Below are 14,801 nucleotides of genomic sequence, written 5' to 3'. Positions count from 1 at the left end.
GCGCAGCGACCGCGCTCAGCCGAAGAACATGTTGCGACGCTTGGTCAGCAACTGATACAGCGTCTGCTGGATGGTCTCGCGCACCTGATCGGTGAGGTCGAACGTGATCATCGGATCGTCGGCGGCGGCCTCGTCATAGTCGGCCGTCTCGATGGGCTTGCCGAATGCGATGTGCCACTTCGACGGTAGCGGGATCAGCCCAGCCGGGCCGGCCAGTGGGAACAGCGGCGTGATCGGGAAGTAGGGCAGCCCGAGCACCCGCGCCAGGAGCTTGACGTCGGTGATCATCGGATAGATCTCTTCGGACCCGACGATCGAGCACGGGATGATCGGCGCCTTGGTGCGCAACGCCGCCGAGACGAAGCCGCCCCGGCCGAACCGCTGCAACTTGTAGCGGTCCCGGAACGGCTTGCCCAGACCCTTGTAGCCCTCCGGGAAGACGGCGGTGAGTTCCCCGCCGGCGAGCAGACGATGGGCGTCGGTGGTGCACGCCATGGTGTGCCCGGCCTTGCGGGCGATCGGGCCGAGCATCGGCATATCGAAGACCATGTCGGCCGCCAGCAACCGCACGTCCCGATTCGCCGGGTGATGGTCGTGGACCGCCACCGACAACATCAGCCCGTCCATCGGCAACGTTCCGGCGTGATTGGCGACCACCAGGCCGGCGCCCTTTTTCGGCAGATTCTCGATGCCGCTGACCTCGACCCGGAACCAATTCTGGAAAAGCGGCCGGAGCAAAGGCAATACGATCGCATTGTTGAACATCGGGTCGAACCCGAATTCGTCGACCGAATAGTCGCCGGTGAATCGTTTGGTCACATACTCCGCGACGGCCGAAATGCGTTGCGCCAGTTCATTGGGCGCATCGTCGGCAACCCCGTTTCCCCCGGGCCCGCGCCGCGCGTCGATTTCCCGGACGACGGCGGCGATCTCCTCCGCCGAGGCGCGGGTGCCCGGGTCGGACAGCAGCGAGGGATGACGGCGCGCCGCATCGGCACGCTGCGCAGCACGACGGGCCGCCGCGACTCGACTCGTATTCGAGTGCAGCGGAATCACTTTCGCCTTTGATTCACCCGCCACTTCGGCACCTTCTCCCCACCATTGGCCCCTCAGCCGCCCCACCGCTGCGCAACGGCGACCGCGCGACTCTCCACAGATCGTACCCATTTCGGGTCGATGATCGGCGTCAAACCTCGGCCGCGCACATAGTCGTCGAACGCCTCCATCGTCGTCCATTTCGGCGCGAAGCCCAACTCGGAGCGCATTCTGGTGGTGTCCATGACCCGGCCGTAATTCAGCCAATCCATCTGGTCACGGTTGAGGTCGGAAGCCCGGCCCGCTCTTCGCAACGAATACAGTGCCCAAACCGCGGAATTCGGCAATGGAATCGCAACGCGTCCGGACCGCCGAACCGCTTGCGACATCATGATCACGCCGTCGGCACCGATGTTGAAGGTGCCCGATTTGCCGGCCATCGTCGCCCGCTCCAGCGCCCCGAGTGCGTCCTGCTCGTGCAGCAGCTGCAGCCGCGCATCGTGGCCGAGCATCGTCGTCACCAGCGGGCCGGCCAGATACCGCGACAGCGCGGTGTCCATGCCCGGGCCGATCATGTTGGCCAGCCGCAGAATCGTGACCGCGATGTCGGGCCTGCGCCTGCCGAGTCCGCGGGCATAGCCCTCGATGTCGATGCTGTCGCGGGCGAACCCTTCCGCCGGTGGGCGGCGGCTACTGCTGTCCTCGGTGAACGCCACCGGGTCGTGCGGGTGCGAGCCGTAGACCTCGGAGGTCGACTTGAGGATCACCCGCCGCACCGAGGGCGCCTTCTGGCACGCCGCGAACAGCTGCATGGCGCCCATCACGTTGATCTCCTTCAACGTGGCGCGCCCACCCGATCGCGGGGCGTACGACGCCGCGGCGGCATGCACCACGGTGTCGACTTCGCCGTTGCGAATCACCTTGGCGATGAACGGGTTTCGAATATCGGCGCGCACGAACTCGGCGCGGCCCATCCGGCGCAGCAGATCCTTGCTGGGCGCGACGGCGTCGACAGCGATGACTCTGTTGATCAGCGGGTTCTGCGCCAGACGCGCAGTGAGGTACCCGCCGAGGAAACGGCACGCTCCGGTGACCAGCACGACCTTCGGGTAATGCGGGGCTTCGTTGTCGATACCGCCGGAAGACATCAGGACAGCCTATCGGCCTGCGCGAAACCCGGCACGGCTCGACGAGATGGCCGAGCCAGGCCGGGTGCGACGACTACTTGCCGAGTTTTCTGCGCTGGACCCGGGTACGACGCAGCAGCTTGCGGTGCTTCTTCTTCGACATGCGCTTACGCCGCTTCTTGATGACTGAACCCATGAAAATCCGCTACCTAAATCCTCGCAGTGCCTGCACGAGAGCAGGCTTCTTGTGTCCCGGACACCTTACCTAAGCAGGCATCCGGAACGGAAAACGACCTGGTGTCGACGAGCCGGCAAGCGTGCGATGAACGCCTGCGCGACGAGCTCGCTAGCCCGCGTCGAAGTACGACGTCTCCAGCAGATCGTGAACGGCCTTGGCGTGCACCCGGAACGACCTGCCCACCCGCACCGCGGGCAGCTCGCCGTTGTGCACCAGGCGGTACACCGTCATCTTGCTGACGCGCATCAGCGCGGCGACCTCGGCGACGGTGAGAAATTGAGCTCGAGCGGCGGGCGGGTTGTCGGCGCCGGCATCACGCGCCGATTTTCCAGCCGAATCCCGCGCTGATGGCCCGTTCATAGACGTCATCGCAACCCAATCCGTCAGGCACGGGCAGTTCCAGCGGCTTCCCCACCGCTGGCACCCAGCCGTGCATACACGAGGAGAATAGCGTGGCGGATGGGGTTACTGCGACGGGTGTGGGTCAATCCATCAGAAATTCCTTGAACTACTCTGATGTAATTCCTAGCTGCTCAGAGCGGGTTTTTGCGGCATCGATGGCAGCTGCAAGGGCCGCCCGCAGCCCACCGTTCTCGAGTTCCCGCAGGCCAGCGGCAGTGGTGCCGCCAGGTGATGTGACCATCGCCCGCAGCCGCGCCGGCGACGTGTCCAGGCCGACGTCTTCGCCAGCAGCGCGCTGACTGTCGAGGCGTTCCAGCAGCATCGCCGCGGATCCAGCCATGGTCTGCACGGCGAGGTCCGTCGCGACGGCCCTCCCGAGCCCGTTGGCGACCGCGGCATCGACCAATGCTTCGACGAACAGGAAGAAGTAGGCGGGGCCCGAACCGGAGACGGCCGTGACGGCGTCCAGTTGGCTCTCCGGGACCGTCAACACGTCGCCGACGCAGCGGAACACCGCCGCGACGTCAGCGAGCTGCTCAGCGGTTGCGAACCGCCCCGGCGCCATGGCGCTGACGCCCGCACCGACCAGAGCGGGTGCATTGGGCATCACCCGGACGACCGGTGATCCGGCGGGCAGCCGCGATTCGTAGAAGCCGATCGTCACCCCGGCGGCGACGGTCACGAAGACCTGCTCGACGCTGTCGCCCTCGGCCAGGGCGGCGGCCTCCGCGATCTCGGCGACGACGGACTCGGCATCACCGGGCTTGACCGCCACGATGACGAATGTCGCGGTCTCCACCGCCTCCGACACCGAAGCCAGCTGGATCGAATACTTCTCGCCCAGGTAGTGGGCACGCTCCGGCATGCGTTCGGAGACGACGATGTCCTTCACCTGCCGGCCCGCCCGAAGCAGCCCCGCAAGGATCGCCTCGCCCATACTGCCGCCGCCGATGATCGCGATTCTGGCCATGGGCAGACCCTATCGGCCGTTCGAGGTCCCCACGATTTCGGCGCGCTTCGCTGGCCCGGCGGCGTTGCGCGCCGACGTCACTGAGCGGGCACCAAGGCCAGCTGGCGGGTCTGCACGATGATGCGTCCGGCGCTGTCCACCACGGTGTGGTCCTCGTCGAACCAGTCCTGGCCGATCTGGGTCGTCGTGCACGCCACCCGCAGCCAACCCTGGTCGGGCATGCCGCGCAGGTACGCCGTCATCTGCACCGTCGGCGCCCAGCCGCGGCGGCCCACCGCGTAGCACGCCGGCACCGAGATGTCTCCACACATCAACGCGAACAACACGTCCACCGGCCCGTCCTTGGGCCGCACCCAGATCTTGAACACCGGCGCACCGGACTCGGTGTGGGTCTCGTCCAGCTCGGGGCGGATGTCGCAGCCGCGCGCCAGATTGTTGACCGCCGCCGCCGGATGGCCCGGGCCGATCGGCTCGATGTGCTCCGGCGGCTCGACGCTCATCAGCGGTGTCACCGGATTGGCCGACAGCAGGGGCTCGACGTGATGTTCGGGATCGCCAAGGGTGACGACGCTGCGCACGCAGGTGCGCCCACCCTGGGTGAGGGCGACGTCGACCAAACCGATTCGGCGTCCCCGCTTCTGCACGGTGGTGACCAGGCGAACCGATCCGGGATCCGGCGCCGACAGGAAGTCCGCCGACACCGCGACCGGTTGGAACTGCGGGTCGCCATACGCCGCCCGGGCGGCGTTGGCGCACAGCGCCAGCATCACACCGCCGTGGATCTTGGGCCCAATTGTCCAGTGCTCGTTGAGGTTTGCCTCGAAACCATCCTCGACGGGGTGCAACATCATCGCGTCGGCGAACCGGGGGTGCATCAATGCCTTTCTCACACAACAATTCCGCGCGCCGCGGCACTCACCGCAGCAGGTGGGTGCGCGCAAACTGCAGCGATTCGACCAGCAGCGCCTCGCGCTCGGCCTTGGTGCGCGCACCCGAGGTGGTGACCTCCAGGATCACATGCCCGGTGAAGTCACTCGCGGCCAGCATCTGGCACACCTCGGCGGTCGGCTGGGTTCCCCGGCCGGGCACCAGGTGTTCGTCGGTCGAGGCACCGTTGCCGTCGCACAAGTGCAGGTGCACCAGACCCTCACCCATCCGGTCGGCCATCTCCAGGGCGTCGGTACCCGCCGTCGCGGTATGGGACAGGTCCAACGTGTAGTGCGCATGGTTGCCATCCAGCGGGTCATACGACGGCGCGAACGCCGAAATGCCCACCCCCGGACGGCCGCCGCGCTTGCGCATCCGCTCGATCGACGAGTCACCGGAGCCGAAGAACCTGTCTGCCCGGAACGGGAACATGTTCTCCACCGCCACCAGAACGTCACTGCGGCTTTCCAACTCGGCAACCTGTTCGCTGAACCCGTCGGCGTAGCGGCGCTGCCATCGGAACGGCGGATGCACCACCACGGTCTGCGCGCCGAGCCGCTCGGCGGCCTGCACGCTGCGGGTCAGCTTCGGGATGGGATTGGCACCCCACACCCGCTGGGAGATCAACAGGCACGGCGCGTGCACCGACAACACCGGCATGTTGTACCGCCGGGACAGCTTGGCGATGGCGCCGACGTCCTGGCTCACGGTTTCGGCCCACACCATGAGTTCGACTCCGTCGTAACCCAATTCGGCCGCATACTCGAATGCGGCCTCGGTCCTCAGCGGATAGACCGAGGCAGTCGACAGACCGACCTTGATGGCTGGGCGCACTGAGGGATCAGGTCGATTGCAGCAGCGCCAGCGGTCCGAGGGTCACCAGCGCACCGACCGCCACGGCGATCAGCGTGCTGGCGATGTCCTCGGTCTTACGGACGATTCGGACGGCGATCACCAAACCGAGGATGACCAACACCGAAAGCACCAACGCGACGATGTTGTTCCACCGCCACAGCTGGTCGAACGCGATGAACAGCCCGGCACCGAACGCGACGGCCAGGATCGACTGCCCGGCCACCAGCAGCCCGCGCCAGAGCGCGGTGAGCTTGCCTTCGCGCGGATGGTCCGCCTGGGTGTCGAGGTCTGCCGATGCCGCGTCGTCATCGTGCTCGTCGACCGCCACACCGCGGCGGGCGAGGTCGTCCGCGACGGTCTGGCCGCTGAACAGGGCGCCGGCCGACGACCGCAGGTAGGACTGCAGCTCGGCTGCCTCGTCGACCTGTTCGTCGGCGGTCAGGTCGAGCACCGGCGCCGCCTCGTCGACCGGGTCGAACGCCATCTGCTCGGCGTCGGAGTCCGATTCGTCGACGGGGGTGGGTTCGGGCCGGCGCTGCGGGCGCGGGTCATAGGCGCGCTCCGGGCCCGGCTCGCGTCGCGGTAGCGGGCGCTCCGAGCGCGGCGGCGGTCCGTCGAACGGCCGCTCCGGCGTCTCGTCCTCGTGTTCCCCGTGTTCCGCAGTCTCGTCGTCCTCGACCACCGCCGTCGCGGCGGCCGAGCCGTTGGTGACGGCAGGCGGCTGGGCAGGCGGCGCAGGCTCGACCGGCTCCTCGGCGACGTGGTCCTCGCGGTCCTCACGCACGACGGGCATCTCGCCGGTCCGGAAGATCGGGATCTCACCGGTCAACTCGGCGACAGTCACGGCGTCACTGTTGCCGCGACGACGACGGCGGCGCCCCCCGACCGGCGGTGAGCCGATCGTTCCGTTCTTCGCGAGCAGCTCGGCCACCGAGATGGGCCTGCTGTTCTCGCTGTCATCTGGTGCTGTCATCGTGTGCCTCTCGATCGGGCAGTCGACCGATCAAAATTCTTGCTTCCAGCATCCCCCACGGCGGTTTCCACCAGGGCAGTTCCGTCAGCTTCACTGTCGAGTCGGCGCAGGATGAGACCCTCGCGCAGCGCCCACGGGCAGATGTCCACGGATTCCAATGACAGTGCTCGCATGCTCGCCTCCGCCACCAGAGCACCGGCCACTATCTGTGGCGCCCGCTCGGCACTGACTCCCTCCAACTCGGCACGATCTGTCGTGGTCATCCTAGAGATGAAAGATATGAGCTGCCTCAGGCCGTTGAGGGTCAGCGTTCGTTTGACCCTGGGCCCGGCACCCGACGGGGCGGCGCCGGTGAGCCGCGCCAGCGACCGGAAGGTCTTCGACGTGGCGACCGCAAGGTCCGGGAGGCCGGCATCCAGGACGAAGGAACTGGCCTCGGCCAGCTCGTTGTCCAGCCAGTCGCGCAGCATCGCGACCCGGCGGCGGCCCGGCGGATCGTCCGGGAGCCACTCGCGGGTGAGCCGGCCCGCGCCCAGCGGCAGCGACAGTGCCACCTCGGGCGCTTCGTCGACGCCGTTGGACAGCTCCAACGAGCCGCCGCCGATGTCGAGGTTGATGATGCGACCGGCGCTCCAGCCGTACCACCGGCGCACCGCCAGAAACGTCAGCCGCGACTCGTTCGCACCAGACAGGACCTGCAGGTTCACCCCCGTTTCGGCGAGCACACGCGCAAGGACATCCTCGGAGTTCTTGGCGTCGCGCACCGCGGAGGTGGCGAAGGCCATCAGGTCGGCGCAGCCCGAACTGGCCGCGATCTTGGCGAACTCGTCGATGGTGTCGATCAGCTTGTCGGCACCGCGGCGGGTGAGCTTGCCGGAGTCGTCGATCGCCTCGGCGAGCCGCAGCGCGGCTTTGGTCGAGCTCATCGGAGTCGGATGCCCGCCGCGGTGGGCATCGACCACCAACAGATGAACTGTGTTGCTGCCCACGTCGAGCACGCCTAATCGCACGTGAACAAAACTAGCCTGCGTTCCGTGCGCGGCACCTGCGACATGGGGCAAATGCCAGCGCGAAGGTGGCGCGCAGGTGGACTACGGTTGGGCGCTGTGACAGATGCGCACCCTGGCGAAGTTGACCTGGACTTCCCCCGCGAGTGGGTGGAGTTCTACGACCCGGACAATCCGGAACATCTGATCGCCGCGGATTTGACTTGGCTGCTGTCGAATTGGACGTGCGTGTTCGGTACGCCGGCCTGCAAGGGCACCGTCGAGGGGCGGCCGGATGACGGTTGCTGTTCGCACGGGGCATTCCTGTCCGACGACGACGACCGCGCCAATCTCGACGATGCCGTCAAACACCTGACCGACGAGGATTGGCAGTTCCGGGACAAGGGACTGGGCCGCAAGGGCTACCTCGAGATGGACGAGTTCGACGACAAACCGAGCCTGCGCACCCGCAAATACAAGGGCGCCTGCATCTTCCTCAACCGGCCGGGTTTCCCGACCGGCATCGGCTGCGCGCTGCACACCAAGGCGCTCAAGCTCGGGGTCGAGCCGCTGACCATGAAGCCCGAGGTGTGCTGGCAGCTCCCCATCCGGCGCGTCCAGGAATGGATCACCCGACCGGACGGTTCGGAGATCCTGAAATCAACCATCACCGAATACGACCGGCGCGGCTGGGGCGAAGGCGGGGCCGACCTGCACTGGTACTGCACCGGTGACCCGGCCGCCCACGTCGGCGCCAAGCAGGTGTGGCAGTCCTACGCCCCGGAGCTGACCGAGTTGCTCGGCGAGAAGGCGTACTCGGAGTTGGCGGCGATGTGCCGGCGGCGTGGCGGATTTCCGCTGATCGCCATCCACCCCGCCACTCGCGCCGCGCAGTAGCGCACCTATCACGCCCGGGCTCTCCAGCCCCACCACGCGCTGACCGTAATTTGCTAGTTCTGCATCACTCTGTATAAAACTCGTGATCTTCGTCATCCGCCGCTGAGGTTGCCATGCGACCTAAGTAGGGTTACGGTGCAGTTAATAGCAGTTCGGTGACTACGGGAGCAGATCTTCGCTGTGTTGGCTGAACAGTCTGATAACCGGATCTCAGTCGGTAACAGCCGCCCCAACAATCTTCGCCAAAACTCAACCGAATCGTTATTTGACGAGAACAGCATCCCGCCGCTCTGGCACCAGGCGCAGGCTTCCCGACGCGAGACCCGGCGCTTCCGGCACTCCAGGCGATTGATCTTGACTGATGCCACCGTTATTTGCCTTGCCTCGGCAGCCACGACGATGGCGTTGTTCGCCGGCCACCCCGCTGTCCTGCTGACCTACGCCGTTGGCTCAGCGGCATTGGCCGCCTCGTGGATGGCCGCGCTCGGCCTCACCGGATACCGCGTCCGCCGGGTGGTGGGCCGCGACGTCGGTGAATACATGAGCGTCATCCTCGCCACCCTCCAACTCTTCGGGCTGATCGCGATCGGTGCGCTGCTCCTGCACGTCGACGTGTCGCGAACCTATCTCGCCGTCGTCTTCGCGGTCGGCCTGCTCGGCCTTCTGACCAGCCGACTGTGCTGGCGCCGGGTGGCGGCCGCCGAACTCCGCCGCGACGAACACCAGATCTCGGTGCTCGTCGTGGGCAGCGCCAGGACCGCCGCCGACGTCGCCACCAACTTCGTGCGAGATCCCGGCGCCGGTTACCGCGTCGTGGGGATCTGCACACCCACCGGACCGACCGCACAGCACGACGGCATCGACGTCGACGGACGCCACATCCCGATCGTCGGGATCGACCAGGCGATCGTCGACGCCGTCCGACACACCGACGCCCACACCGTCGCCCTGGCCGCCACCGACCATCTGCATCCCACCGAGATCCGCAGGCTGATCTGGGAACTCGATTCGCTGGGCGTGGACCTGATGATCGCTCCCGGCCTGGTCGACATCGCCGAGGATCGGCTGCACAGCCGACCCGTCGCCGGCATGGCGATGTTCGAGGTGACCAAGCCCCAGTACGACGGCGCCAACTCCGTGGCCAAGCGGGTGTTCGACGTCGTGTTCACCCTCGCCGCGATGACGATCATGGCGCCGGTGTTCTTCCTCGCCGCGCTCGCCGTGCGGCTCTCCGGACCCGGGCCGGTGTTCTACGCCTCCGAACGAATCGGGTTCAAGGGCACGACGTTCACGATGCTCAAGTTCCGCAGCATGGTCGACGGCGCCGACGCCGACGCGCAGGCGATGATCGCCGCCAACGGCAGCGATCCGGTGTTCTGGAAAGACAAGGACGACCCGCGGATCACCCACGTGGGCAAGATCATTCGCAAGTACAGCATCGACGAACTGCCGCAGTTCATCAATGTGCTGCGCGGCGACATGAGCGTGGTGGGGCCGCGCCCGCAGGTGCGCCGCGAGGTGGACTCCTACGACGATCTGGTCCGCAGGCGGCTGACGGTGAAGCCCGGACTGACCGGGCTCTGGCAGGTCAGCGGACGGTCAGACCTGCCCCTCGAGGACGCCGTCCGCCTCGACCTCAGCTACATCGAAAACTGGTCGCCCATCCGCGATCTGGTGATCATCGCCAAGACCATCAGGACGGTCCTGAGCGGCGACGGCGCCTACTAGGCCCCGCCGCCAGGAACCCCCGGGGCGTCTAGCCCTCCAGCTTGTAGCCCAGACCGCGCACCGTGACCAGATGCACCGGGTTGGCCGGATCGGATTCGATCTTCGAGCGCAGACGCTTGACGTGGACGTCGAGGGTCTTGGTATCCCCGACATAGTCCGCACCCCACACCCGATCGATGAGCTGACCGCGGGTGAGTACCCGTCCACTGTTGCGCATCAAGTACTCCAGCAGGTCGAATTCCTTGAGCGGCAAGGTGATCGGCTCGCTGCCAACGGTCACGACGTGCCGTTCGACATCCATCCGCACCGGGCCGGCCTCCAAGATCGCGTCGCCGATGCCGGAGTCCTCGGTATCGCTGCCGCGACGCAGCACGGCGCGGATGCGGGCGATCAGTTCGCGGGCTGAGTACGGCTTGGTCACGTAGTCGTCGGCGCCGAGTTCCAGACCGACGACCTTGTCGATCTCGCTGTCGCGGGCGGTCACCATGATCACCGGCACGCTGGAGCGGGCCCGCAGCTGCTTACACACGTCGGTGCCGGTCATGCCCGGCAGCATCAGGTCGAGCAGCACGATGTCGGCCCCCGACCGGTCGAATTCAGCCAGCGCCGACGGGCCGTCGCCGACCACGGTGGCCTCGAACCCCTCCTTGCGCAGCAGGAACGCCAGCGGGTCGGCCAGCGACTCTTCGTCTTCCACGATCAACACATTGGTCATTGGCGTAGTGCCTCCTCGTCAATGGCCGAAAGGTCGGCCGGTTCGTCATCGTCGGTATGTGGATAGGCGGGAATGGACAGGGTGAACGTCGAGCCGGTGCCCGGCTGGCTCCACAGCCGGATGCTGCCGTTGTGATTGGCCGCCACGTGTTTGACGATGGCCAGCCCCAAGCCGGTGCCGCCGGTGGCCCGCGAGCGCGCCTTGTCGACCCGGAAGAACCGTTCGAACACCCGCTCCTGATCGGCGCGGGCGATCCCGATACCCCGGTCGGTGACGGCGATCTCGATGTTGTCGCCACGACGACGGCGACTGATCGACACCTTCGATCCGTCCGGTGAGTATGCGATCGCGTTGGAGATCAGGTTGGCCAGCGCGGTGACCAACAGCGACTGGTCACCCAACACCCGGAACCCACTCGGCGCGTCGGTGGTCACCGTGATGTCAGCATTGTCGGCAGCCACTTTGTGTCGCGAAATAGCTTCGGTGACAACGGAATCGACGTCGACACTGTCGAGGTCGGGAAGCGGTTCGGCACCCTGCAGGCGGGACAGTTCGATCAGCTCGCGGACCATGTTCGCCAGCCGCTGCGATTCGGTGAGGATCTTCTTGCCGAAGTGGCGCACGGTCTCGGCATCGTCGCCCGACTCCAGCAGCGCCTCGGCCAGCACGCCCATCGCGGCCACCGGGGTCTTGAGTTCGTGGCTGACGTTGGCCACGAAATCGCGCCGGCTGGCCTCCATCCGGGCCTGCTCGGACTGGTCGTCGACGTAGACCACGACGAAACGGGGATCCTGCTTGCTCAGCAGCCGCACGTGCCCACGCACCGACAGCCCCGACCGGCCGGCCGCCGCGCGCTGCGGCTGGGACAGGTCGACCTCGACGCCCTCACCGGTGGCGAGCACGCGTTGGGCGGCCGTCCAGGCCCGCTCGTCGAGCTGGCGGTCCCGCACGATGCCGAGTTCGGTGGCGCGGTCGTTGATGAACACCACGTCGCGATGGGAGTCGACGACCACCATCCCGATCGGCGCCAGCGACACCACATGCTGCAGCATCTGCGACACCGTGATGCCGGCTTCGGTGATCGCGCGGCGCTGCCTGCGTTCCAGGATCCGTGGGGTGAGTGCGGCCCCGATTCCGAGTCCGCAAGCAAGCGCTACCAGCGCTGCGGCGGTGGCCAGTAGTACCACCGAGCCAACACTCACAGGAAAAGGGTACGCATCCGGTGAACGTCATCCCAGCAGCGTGCGGCCAAATCGGTACACGTCACACTCTCAGCGCGCATGTATTCCGCCCCCGTTTACCCCGTGTTTGCCAAATCCGAGGTGAGCGCCGGAATTACTTGGCGCCCTGGCTGGCGACCGCGGCCGCGCCGGCGGCGGCGGCCTCGGGATCCAGGTAGGTGCCGCCCGGCACCCGTGGCTTCAGATCGGCGTCCAGGTCGTAGCGCAGCGGTATGCCGGTCGGGATGTTCAGGCCCACGACGTCGGCATCGGACATGTTGTCCAGATACTTCACCAGGGCTCGCAGCGAGTTGCCGTGCGCGACCATCAGCACCGTCTTGCCCGCCTGCAGGTCCGGGACGATCGTCTCGGTGAAGTACGGGACGAAGCGGGCCACGACGTCGGCAAGGCATTCGGTCAGCGGGCCGCCGTCGATGTCGGCGTAGCGCGGATCGGCGTCCTGGCTGTACTGGCTGCCCTTCTCGATGGGCGGCGGCGGTGTGTCGTAGCTGCGCCGCCACAGCATGAACTGCTCCTCGCCGTACTTTTCCTTGGTCTCGGCCTTGTCGAGGCCCTGCAGGGCGCCGTAGTGCCGCTCGTTGAGCCGCCAGTTGCGCGTCACCGGGATCCACAGCCGGTCGGCGGCGTCCAGCGCCAGGTGGGCGGTGGTGATCGCGCGGCGCAGCAGCGAGGTGTACAGCACGTCGGGCAGCAGTCCCTGCTCGGCCATCAGCTTTCCGCCGCGCACCGCCTCAGCGCGACCCTTGTCGGTGAGGTCGACGTCCACCCAGCCGGTGAACAGGTTCAGCGCGTTCCATTCGCTTTCGCCGTGCCGCAGCAGAATCAGTGTGGAGTCAGCCATGCCGGAATCCTCTCACGACCCCGTTTGGTCGTCCTCGTCTATGAGGTGCTCGAAGGCCGCCAGGTTCTTCAGCGATTCGCCACGCGACACCCGCCACGCCCACTCCTTCTGGATGGACGACTTGAAGCCCAGTTCCAGCAGGGTGTTGAAGTCGGAGTCGACGGCCTCGAGCACCTGGCCGAGGACCCGGTCCAGCTCGTCGGCGGTCACCGCCTCCAGCGCCATCCGCCCGATCAGATAGATGTCGCCGATGTTGTCCAGCGTGTAGGCCACCCCGTACAGCCGGCGGTTGCGCTTGAGCAGGAACCGGTAGACGCCCTGGTGGTTCTCGTCGGGCTGCCGGCAGACGAACGCCTCGACGCGCACCGAATGCTCACCGACGCTCAGCAGGGTGTTGGTCGTCAGCTTGCGCTCCCCCGGCAGCTCGACGATCAGTCCCGGCAACCCGCCGTGGGCGCCTTCGTGGCGGCTGTAGACCAGCCCGTGCTCGTCCAGCGTCTTCTCGATGACCTGATGCACGTCCGCGGCGCCGACGCGCGATCCGCCTTCGGCTTCTCGCTCGCCACTCACAGCCGCACCCCGCGCCGCATCGACCAGCGCCGCCCGTTGCGCTTGGCCAGCGCGTCACCGGCCGCGCGACGGTGCCGGGCACTGGCATAGTCGTCGATCGCGTGGCCGTAGCTGGTCAGCAGTCCGTCGACGGTGTGCGCCCAGGAGAACCCCTGCGCGTGCTCGACGGCCGCTCGGCTGAGCTCGTCGGGGTCGCGGGCCAGCACAGTGGCGATCGCGTCGGCCCATTGGCCGGGCTCGTGGCCGGCGACCAGCGCACCGCTGACTCCGTCGGATACGGCCACCGGCAGCCCGCCGACCGCGGCGGCGACCACGGGCGTCCCGCACGCCTGCGCCTCCACCGCGACCAGACCGAACGACTCCGAATAGCTGGGCACGGCGACCAGATCGGCGGCGCGATAGACGTTGACGAGTTGCTCGCGCGACTGGGGCGGAAGGAATGTCACCCGGTCTGCAATACCCAGTTCGGCGGCGAGGCTCACCAACGCATCGGGCGCGGCCAGGCCGCTGCCCGACGGGCCACCGGCCACCAGCACCCGCACACCGGGCAGCCGGGCGGCGGCGCGCAACAGCACATCGGGTGCTTTGAGCGGCTGGATACGCCCGACGAAGGCGACCACGCGCTCGCCGTCGGGGAGGCCGAGCGCAGCTCGCGCAGTGCGTCGGTCGCCGGGGGTGAACGTCTCCAGATCGACGCCCGGGTACACCACATCGATCCGCCGCGGGTCCGCGTTGTGCAGCGAAATGAGCTGGTGTGCTTCATCTTCGGTGTTGACGACCAGCCGGTCGGCCTCGTCGACCACCTGCTGTTCGCCCACCGCGCGCAGCGGAGGCTCCGGCGAGTCGCCGTCGGCCAGGGCGGCGTTCTTCACCGCGGCCAGCGTGTGGGCGGTGTGCACCAACGGCACTGCCCACCGGTCGCGGGCCAGCCAGCCGACCTGGCCGGAGAGCCAGTAATGCGAATGCACGATGTCGTAGTAGCCGGGCTCGTGGTTGGCCTCGGCGCGCAGCACTCCGGCGGTGAACGCGCACAGCTGGGTGGGTAGGTCGTATTTGTCGAGTCCCTCGAACGGCCCCGCCACGACATTGCGCACCAGCACCCCGGGGGCCACCCGGACCAGCGGCTGATCCGACGACGACGTCGCCCGGGTGAAGATCTCCACCTCCACCCCGCGCCGGGCCAGGTGCAACGCGGTCTGCAGTACGTAGACGTTCATTCCGCCGGCGTCACCGGTCCCGGGCTGAGCCAGCGGGGAGGTGTGCACCGACAACACCGCGACGCGCCGCGGCATCGCA

At 67.3% G+C, this 14,801-nt stretch carries 16 protein-coding genes; 2 read left to right on the top strand and 14 right to left on the bottom strand.

Annotation, left to right across the window (positions count from 1 at the left end):
- Positions 1-15: 15 nt before the first annotated feature.
- The 9 genes from CRM90_RS01940 to CRM90_RS01900 all read right to left on the bottom strand — a co-directional run bounded on the left by CRM90_RS01940 (position 16) and on the right by CRM90_RS01900 (position 7,537).
- The gene (locus CRM90_RS01940; protein ID WP_502693216.1) at positions 16-1,113 is read right to left on the bottom strand and encodes a lysophospholipid acyltransferase family protein; all 1,098 of its coding nucleotides are present in this window, start codon (positions 1,111-1,113) and stop codon (positions 16-18) included.
- Positions 1,110-2,183, bottom strand: coding sequence for an SDR family oxidoreductase (locus CRM90_RS01935; RefSeq protein WP_102805302.1), 1,074 nt, complete (start codon positions 2,181-2,183; stop codon positions 1,110-1,112). Before CRM90_RS01935 ends, CRM90_RS01940 begins: the two co-directional genes overlap by 4 nt.
- Before the next feature lie 73 nt (positions 2,184-2,256).
- Positions 2,257-2,358: a 30S ribosomal protein bS22 gene (locus CRM90_RS01930; protein ID WP_003402602.1), complete on the bottom strand. Its 102-nt coding sequence runs from the start codon at positions 2,356-2,358 to the stop codon at positions 2,257-2,259.
- Between the two features lie 150 nt (positions 2,359-2,508).
- Complete coding sequence (locus CRM90_RS01925; RefSeq protein ID WP_036343205.1) at positions 2,509-2,769, bottom strand: helix-turn-helix domain-containing protein; 261 nt, start codon at positions 2,767-2,769, stop codon at positions 2,509-2,511.
- Between the two features lie 139 nt (positions 2,770-2,908).
- The gene (proC, locus tag CRM90_RS01920; protein WP_102805301.1) at positions 2,909-3,772 is read right to left on the bottom strand and encodes a pyrroline-5-carboxylate reductase; all 864 of its coding nucleotides are present in this window, start codon (positions 3,770-3,772) and stop codon (positions 2,909-2,911) included.
- A 77-nt stretch (positions 3,773-3,849) separates the two neighbouring features.
- Positions 3,850-4,647 (bottom strand): thioesterase family protein, encoded by a 798-nt coding sequence (locus CRM90_RS01915; RefSeq protein WP_102805300.1) that lies wholly within the window; start codon positions 4,645-4,647, stop codon positions 3,850-3,852.
- A 40-nt stretch (positions 4,648-4,687) separates the two neighbouring features.
- Positions 4,688-5,533 carry a sugar phosphate isomerase/epimerase family protein gene (locus tag CRM90_RS01910; RefSeq protein WP_102805299.1) on the bottom strand — a complete coding sequence of 282 codons (846 nt, stop codon included), beginning with the start codon at positions 5,531-5,533 and terminating at the stop codon, positions 4,688-4,690.
- Between the two features lie 7 nt (positions 5,534-5,540).
- Entirely contained in the window at positions 5,541-6,527 is a 987-nt protein-coding gene (locus CRM90_RS01905) for an Rv0497 family membrane protein (protein WP_102805298.1), read from the bottom strand.
- Entirely contained in the window at positions 6,524-7,537 is a 1,014-nt protein-coding gene (locus tag CRM90_RS01900; RefSeq protein ID WP_102805297.1) for a Ppx/GppA family phosphatase, read from the bottom strand. Before CRM90_RS01900 ends, CRM90_RS01905 begins: the two co-directional genes overlap by 4 nt.
- Positions 7,538-7,588: 51 nt before the next feature.
- Between CRM90_RS01900 and CRM90_RS01895 the strand changes: the two genes are divergently transcribed.
- Together CRM90_RS01895 and CRM90_RS01890 are read left to right on the top strand one after the other, a co-directional pair.
- Positions 7,589-8,410, top strand: coding sequence for a DUF3109 family protein (locus CRM90_RS01895; protein WP_199189734.1), 822 nt, complete (start codon positions 7,589-7,591; stop codon positions 8,408-8,410).
- A gap of 354 nt (positions 8,411-8,764) precedes the next feature.
- Complete coding sequence (locus tag CRM90_RS01890) at positions 8,765-10,138, top strand: sugar transferase (RefSeq protein ID WP_233209115.1); 1,374 nt, start codon at positions 8,765-8,767, stop codon at positions 10,136-10,138.
- A 28-nt stretch (positions 10,139-10,166) separates the two neighbouring features.
- Here CRM90_RS01890 and CRM90_RS01885 read toward each other — a convergent pair whose 3' ends face one another.
- From CRM90_RS01885 to mshA, 5 genes are all read right to left on the bottom strand, one after another.
- On the bottom strand, positions 10,167-10,853 hold the full coding sequence (locus CRM90_RS01885; protein WP_036343195.1) for a winged helix-turn-helix domain-containing protein: 687 nt from the start codon (positions 10,851-10,853) through the stop codon (positions 10,167-10,169).
- Positions 10,850-12,055, bottom strand: coding sequence for a sensor histidine kinase (locus CRM90_RS01880; protein ID WP_102805294.1), 1,206 nt, complete (start codon positions 12,053-12,055; stop codon positions 10,850-10,852). The genes CRM90_RS01885 and CRM90_RS01880 overlap by 4 nt, the downstream gene beginning before the upstream one ends.
- A 133-nt stretch (positions 12,056-12,188) precedes the next feature.
- The gene (locus CRM90_RS01875; protein WP_102805293.1) at positions 12,189-12,935 is read right to left on the bottom strand and encodes a phosphoglyceromutase; all 747 of its coding nucleotides are present in this window, start codon (positions 12,933-12,935) and stop codon (positions 12,189-12,191) included.
- Between the two features lie 12 nt (positions 12,936-12,947).
- Positions 12,948-13,454, bottom strand: coding sequence for a type III secretion system chaperone family protein (locus CRM90_RS01870; RefSeq protein ID WP_102805397.1), 507 nt, complete (start codon positions 13,452-13,454; stop codon positions 12,948-12,950).
- A gap of 47 nt (positions 13,455-13,501) precedes the next feature.
- Positions 13,502-14,797 (bottom strand): D-inositol-3-phosphate glycosyltransferase, encoded by a 1,296-nt coding sequence (mshA, locus tag CRM90_RS01865; protein ID WP_102805396.1) that lies wholly within the window; start codon positions 14,795-14,797, stop codon positions 13,502-13,504.
- Positions 14,798-14,801 lie beyond the last annotated feature (4 nt).

The sequence above is a fragment of the Mycobacterium sp. ENV421 genome (assembly GCF_002887815.1).
Taxonomy (GTDB): Bacteria; Actinomycetota; Actinomycetes; order Mycobacteriales; family Mycobacteriaceae; genus Mycobacterium.
This window is presented reverse-complemented; position numbering and strand designations above follow the sequence as displayed.